Origin of the sequence: Aliivibrio sifiae (assembly GCF_002954705.1) — a bacterium.
GTDB classification, from domain to species: Bacteria; Pseudomonadota; Gammaproteobacteria; order Enterobacterales; family Vibrionaceae; genus Aliivibrio; species Aliivibrio sifiae_A.
In genome coordinates, this window is the sequence record NZ_MSCO01000001.1 from 1 (window position 1) to 5,860 (window position 5,860).

At 34.6% G+C, this 5,860-nt stretch carries 6 protein-coding genes and 3 tRNA genes; 6 read left to right on the top strand and 3 right to left on the bottom strand.

Going from position 1 to position 5,860, the window contains the following annotated elements:
- Positions 1-233 precede the first annotated feature (233 nt).
- Together pssA and BTO22_RS00010 are read right to left on the bottom strand one after the other, a co-directional pair.
- Entirely contained in the window at positions 234-1,586 is a 1,353-nt protein-coding gene (gene pssA, locus BTO22_RS00005) for a CDP-diacylglycerol--serine O-phosphatidyltransferase (protein WP_105053806.1), read from the bottom strand.
- Positions 1,587-1,657: 71 nt separating this feature from the next.
- Positions 1,658-2,089: a GNAT family N-acetyltransferase gene (locus BTO22_RS00010; RefSeq protein ID WP_105053807.1), complete on the bottom strand. Its 432-nt coding sequence runs from the start codon at positions 2,087-2,089 to the stop codon at positions 1,658-1,660.
- 72 nt (positions 2,090-2,161) lie between these two features.
- Between BTO22_RS00010 and murB the strand changes: the two genes are divergently transcribed.
- Together murB and birA are read left to right on the top strand one after the other, a co-directional pair.
- On the top strand, positions 2,162-3,211 hold the full coding sequence (murB, locus tag BTO22_RS00015; protein ID WP_105053808.1) for a UDP-N-acetylmuramate dehydrogenase: 1,050 nt from the start codon (positions 2,162-2,164) through the stop codon (positions 3,209-3,211).
- The gene (gene birA, locus BTO22_RS00020) at positions 3,195-4,154 is read left to right on the top strand and encodes a bifunctional biotin--[acetyl-CoA-carboxylase] ligase/biotin operon repressor BirA (RefSeq protein WP_105053809.1); all 960 of its coding nucleotides are present in this window, start codon (positions 3,195-3,197) and stop codon (positions 4,152-4,154) included. The genes murB and birA overlap by 17 nt, the downstream gene beginning before the upstream one ends.
- Here the strand turns inward: birA and coaA are convergent, their stop codons facing one another.
- A complete protein-coding gene (coaA, locus tag BTO22_RS00025) occupies positions 4,155-5,078 on the bottom strand; it encodes a type I pantothenate kinase (RefSeq protein ID WP_105053810.1) in 924 nt (307 codons plus the stop codon).
- 195 nt (positions 5,079-5,273) lie between these two features.
- Between coaA and BTO22_RS00030 the strand changes: the two genes are divergently transcribed.
- The 4 genes from BTO22_RS00030 to BTO22_RS00045 all read left to right on the top strand — a co-directional run.
- A tRNA-Thr gene (locus BTO22_RS00030) sits at positions 5,274-5,349 on the top strand.
- A 43-nt stretch (positions 5,350-5,392) separates the two neighbouring features.
- A tRNA-Tyr gene (locus tag BTO22_RS00035) sits at positions 5,393-5,476 on the top strand.
- Between the two features lie 35 nt (positions 5,477-5,511).
- Positions 5,512-5,586 (top strand) — tRNA-Gly (locus BTO22_RS00040).
- A gap of 91 nt (positions 5,587-5,677) precedes the next feature.
- Positions 5,678-5,860, top strand: a 183-nt coding sequence (locus BTO22_RS00045) for a GTP-binding protein (protein WP_258132398.1), incomplete at its 3' end; no start/stop codon positions are given.

Sequence of the window (5,860 nt, forward strand, 5' to 3'; positions counted from 1 at the left end):
ATACAAAGAAAGCCCTAATCGAAAGATTAGGGCTTTTTTACGTCTATATAATATGGATTTTTTAAAGATGATAAAGTACCTGTTTATACTAACTTTTACTCAAAATAAGATGCAGGGTTCTTAGAGTATGAATTATCAGATTTTAGCATGTTGGAAATGATAATTTGGAAAAGGTTTTGATTGAAGGGGAATGTATGAGGGTAGTTTCCTATCCTCATACTTTAATTTTTTAGTTATAGAATTTGATTTAAGATATGATCTGCTTTGATACGTTTGATTCGTTTTATTAAACGTTTTACGTCAGAAGGGTAGGTATCTAGTTTATCAATTTGTTTATATGAGCCAATAACTTGCGTGTGCTTTAATATTACGCTCAATTCAGATTGTTTTTCATCAAGAAGTAACTGCTCTGGGTCTTGTAATAGCAATCCATTCTCTAAATCTAGCTTCCAAGCTCTTGGATTTAAATTACTACCAGTAATTAGAGTGAACTCATTATCTACCCAGACTCCTTTTAAATGGAAACTGTTATTTTCATGCTTCCATAAATGAAGGGAGAGTTGTCTGTTTGCAATTGATGCTTCATTGGCTTTAGCAAAAGTCCTAAGGTTTATTTCATATAAATAAGGTAAACCCGCAATCGTTCTAAATTCTTCTTCTGGCGATATATAAAAATCATTAGCAGTTTTGTCACCAACAATAATAGTTACTTTTACACCACGCTGTAAGGCTTTTCTAAGCTCTTTTGCTATTGGTTTAGGGAAATTGAAATAAGGTGTGCAAATTGTAATTTCAGACGTTGCAGAAGCTAGTAGTAGCTTTATATGGTTATTTAACTTATTTCCTTTACGCCCAAGACCAACCAAAGGTGTAATGCCCACTTCCCCTGCTTTTCTCATTTGAGGTGTGAACTGGTAATTTGCCAAGCTAAGCTGTTTTCGAAGCTCTTTTATTGCAGGTCGTAAAGTTTTTGTATTAGGACGGTTTTGTTGTGATAAGCAATTTACTGCAGGGCTAGATACTAATGTTTTATTGATAAATGAAACCATTGAATTCGCTAAAAATGCGTTATTCAAAACATGATATCTGTCAAAGCGATATTTTTCTTTGTGGGCTAAATATACATCATTCAGACTCGCACCACTGTAAATAACCGTATCGTCAAAAATAAAGCCTTTAAGATGAAGAACACCAAATACTTCTTTATTTCGAACAGGTACACCTAATACATTTATTGGATGTTTATATTTTTCAGAAAATTCTCGATAAAGAGCAGCATTACCATCACTGGCTTCGGCACCAATTAAGCCTCGCTGTGCTCTATGCCAGTCAACAAGGACATTAATATCAAGAGTTGGCTGTTTTTGCTTGGCCTCGTATAGCGCCGTAAATATCTCACGCCCAGCATCATCGTTCTCTAAATAAAGAGCTACGATATAGATACGGTGCTTAGCTTTTTCTATTTGTTTTAAAAGCTCATACCGAAAATCCTCAGCCGAATGAAGAGTTTTAATATTCTCAGGATTTTGAGACAACATTGGGAGCTTAGATAGCTGTTCTTTACTTTCTTGAGGTTTTGAATTCATAACCGATCATTAAATTATCAATATAAGATCGATAATTTTAGCAAACTAAATGGCTATTGCCGAGAGTAATATCAAATAGTTGAATTTTTATATACTAAAATATCTAAGATTTTGCCATCTTTTGTGTAGCGGTCATATTTGATTTTAATTGAATTCGGTACCGAGTTGTATTCAGCATACTTAAAACTATTTTGTAGGTAGAAACTAGTTAAGGTTGGTTCGCATAAGCAATAAGAAAGACTTAATGGCAGAAATGGGGTTAGATTTTGCAAAAGGTAACTGCCTAAATCTTGTTGTCTCATTTCTTTTGTTATCATCATTCCTGTTAGGAAGTGACAGTCTTCATAAGTCTTTATTCGTATAGAACCGATGATTTTATTATGTGTTTCCAATACCACTATTTTTTCATTTCCTTTAGGTTTTCCAGACGGGTAATTGTCTTTATATAGCTTATGTAACAGTGGAAGGCGAATTTTTTCTAAATAAGAAACGGTAAGATTCATTTGTAGTATTCTATATAGTTGTATTGTATTAAGTTAGAATGTACTTAATTTAGCCTTTTAAATACAGTTGATATGAAAATTTTACCTACTAAAAATTTAAAATCTTACAATAGTTTTTCTTTAAATGAGCATGCAGCGCTGATCTTAGAAGCAGAAACGATTAAGGATTTAATTCAGATCTGGTCATGTGACGAATATTCTGAATATAAAAAACTCCCCCTAGGTCGAGGAAGTAATACTTTGTTTTGTGGATCTTTTTCTGGAATTGTCGTTCTTAATCGACTTTTTGGAAAGAAGGTTGATGAGCTTGAAGATAGTTATTTAATTACGGTTTCAAGTGGTGAAGACTGGCCTTCTTTTGTTGAGTGGTGTGTCGAGCGTAACTATTATGGTGTAGAGAATCTTGCGATGATCCCTGGCTGTGTAGGTTCTTCCCCTATTCAAAATATAGGGGCTTATGGGTTGGAGTTAAAGGATCTTTGTGAGTCCGTGGAGTATTTAGAGCTGGCTACGTTAACATTAAAAAGATTAAATAATGATGAATGTCTTTTTGGTTATAGAGATTCGATTTTTAAACAACAATTAAAAGATAAAGTGATAATTACTGCCGTTACTTTACGTTTAACTAAAAAATGGCAGCCCTTACTGACTTATGGTCCATTAGCGAGTCTAAACAAAAATGGAGTAACAGTAAAAGATGTATATGAAAAAATATGTAAAATTCGAAGTGCCAAACTACCAGACCCAGATGTATTAGGGAATGCAGGGAGTTTTTTTAAAAATCCAATTATATCTAACGAAAAGTATGCCGATTTACTCATTAAATATCCTAATATTCCAGGGTATGCATTTGGAAATAAAAAGAAAGTTGCTGCAGGCTGGTTGATTGATAACGCTGGGCTTAAAGGGTTTGAAGTTAATGGTGCGGGAGTTCATAAAGAACAAGCGCTTGTTCTAGTTAATAATGGTAATGCTACATCTAAGGATGTTTTAGAGTTAGCTCATTATGTAAAAACTAAAGTGTTTGAAATGTATCAAATAGAATTAGAGCACGAAGTTAGGTTTTACTCAGGAGAAAGAGAAACTTTTTTATCGGAGCTGTTTAATGAAAGAGCATTCTAAAAAATTAGCAATACTCCAACAGTTAAGTGATGGACAGTTCCATTCTGGAGAAGATCTTGGTAATTGCTTAAATATCTCTCGTTCAGCGATTAGTAAGCACATATCAATTATTCAAAATTGGGGATTGTTAATATATAAAGTTAAAGGTAAGGGGTATGCGTTATCAGCTCCGATTGAACTCCTCTCTTCTGATAAAATAGTGTATAGGAAATTACCAGAACCAGTACTTTTAGGCGTTGTTGATTCAACCAACCAATATTTATTAAATGAAATGGAAGGCTTAGAGTCTGGACAATCTTGTTTTGCTGAGTATCAAACTTCCGGAAGGGGTCGAAGAGGGCGAAGCTGGGTGTCCCCTTTTGGGAGTAATATTTATTTTTCTTTGTATTGGAAACTTGAGAATGGTCTAGCTGCCACTATGGGGTTAAGCCTTGCAGTTGGTATTGCTGTTGTTAATGCGTTAGAACAGCTTGGTTGTTCTAATTTAAAATTGAAGTGGCCGAATGATATTTATTGGAATAATAAAAAGTTAGCGGGTGTTTTAATTGAACTTTCAGCACAGTCTGGTGGTGCTGCACATATTGTTATCGGAGTAGGTATTAATGTGGAGCTTGATGACCGTTTTAATGTTGAAATAGGACAGCCATGGATTGATCTGAAGTCTATTTTAGGAAAAGGTAATCAAAGGAATAAGCTAGCAAATGAATTATTAAGCTCTTTGCATGAAACGATGTTATCGTTTGAAAATAATGGACTCAGTCCATTTATTGAGCGATGGAAGGCTCTTGATAATTATATTGAGCAACGTATTACGCTGCAGTTAGGTGCTACTAATATTGAAGGTATCTGTAAAGGCATTGATGCTCAGGGTGCTATATTACTAGACATTAATGGACAACAACATTCGTTTGTCGGTGGCGAAATCTCAATCCAAAAAGATTGATTATTTTCTTATTGAAACATGGTTAACTGAATGGTTTTTTGTTTTTGATAAAATTAAATTAGCCCTGTTTTTAGTAGGTAATATGTTTTCTTCTAAATTGAGACCATTTATTGTATCCCATATATGTTGCGCCTTTTCTATCGATTTTTTTATAGATAATTCAGTATAATGAGAAAAATAAGCCCCTTTTTGTTTAAATGCGCTTGTTCGAAGTTTTAAGAAGCGTTCAACATACCACTGCTTTAATTGTTCTTTAGATGCATCAACATAGATTGAAAAGTCTAAAAAATCAGAGACAAATCGATTATGTTGTTTATTGGGGTAGTCATAACTATTTTGTAAAACATTTAGTCCTTCAATAATTAGAATGTCAGGCTTAGAAATGATTTTTTTTTCTTCTGTAATATCATAAGTTAGGTGTGAATAGGTAGGAGCTTCTACATTAAGTTTCCCTCCTTTAATATCGGCAATGAATGAAACCAGAGAAGGCATGTCATAAGATTCTGGGAATCCTTTTCTATGCATTATGGCTTTATCATTTAATACTTGATTAGGGTACAAAAAACCATCAGTTGTTATGAGGTCTGTTTTTAAACTTGGTATTAGTTGATTGAGTAGAGTTTGAATTATTCTTGCTGTTGTGCTTTTTCCTACGGCAACGCTTCCTGCAATACCAATAATGAAAGGAGAGTTGATAGCGTCATTTAAAAGGAAGTGCTCTAAAATGGCATTTTTCTCTCTATGGTTTTCAATATTAAGCTGAAGTAAGCGAATTAATGGAAGATAAATCTCTTCAACCTCGCTTATATTGATTTCTTCATTAATACCTCGTAAATGTGTAAGTTCCTGCTCGGTTAATGTTAAAGGGGTCGAATTTCGTAATTCAGCCCAGTTTTCACGAGAAAAAGTTAAATAAGAACTCACATTGCTTACCAGTTGGAGATAATGAAGAGTGAACAATACAATAAGGTAGAATAAGAAAAAAGTGTTCTTATCTTATTTTCAACGATGAATTAGCTTGAATATACATAAATTCCATTGAAAAAGTAAAAAAAGGCATTTTATTTGATTTTTAAGTTGCATGATATTTCGAGATTAACTAGAATGCGCACCAATTGTGCCGACTTAGCTCAGTAGGTAGAGCAACTGACTTGTAATCAGTAGGTCACCAGTTCGACTCCGGTAGTCGGCACCATTTTCTTTATTTCTAGTTTTAGTTATAAAAGAAATTAAAATTTGGAGGGGTTCCCGAGTGGCCAAAGGGAGCAGACTGTAAATCTGCCGCGAAAGCTTCGATGGTTCGAATCCGTCCCCCTCCACCATATTTCAAGGTAAAATAGCTCTGTCGAGTTTCATTGCGTGCATCGTATAATGGCTATTACCTCAGCCTTCCAAGCTGATGATGCGGGTTCGATTCCCGCTGCACGCTCCATCTCCTATTTTTCCTTTATTATTTCAAATGAATTTTTTTGGTTACGTGGTCATATTATATGCCACCAATAGCCGTACCTAGAGGGACTATCATGTCTAAAGAAAAATTTGAACGTACGAAACCGCACGTAAACGTTGGTACTATCGGCCACGTTGACCACGGTAAAACAACTCTAACTGCTGCTATCTGTACTACACTTGCAAAAGTGTACGGTGGTGTTGCTAAAGATTTCGCATCAATTGATAACGCTCCTGAAGAGCGCGAGCGTGGTATT

Coding starts and splice junctions, on each gene's coding strand:
- pssA (WP_105053806.1), bottom strand. CDS start 1,586: ATGAATTCAAAACCTCAAGAAAGTAAAGAACAGCTATCTAAGCTCCCA.
- BTO22_RS00010 (WP_105053807.1), bottom strand. CDS start 2,089: ATGAATCTTACCGTTTCTTATTTAGAAAAAATTCGCCTTCCACTGTTA.
- murB (WP_105053808.1), top strand. CDS start 2,162: ATGAAAATTTTACCTACTAAAAATTTAAAATCTTACAATAGTTTTTCT.
- birA (WP_105053809.1), top strand. CDS start 3,195: ATGAAAGAGCATTCTAAAAAATTAGCAATACTCCAACAGTTAAGTGAT.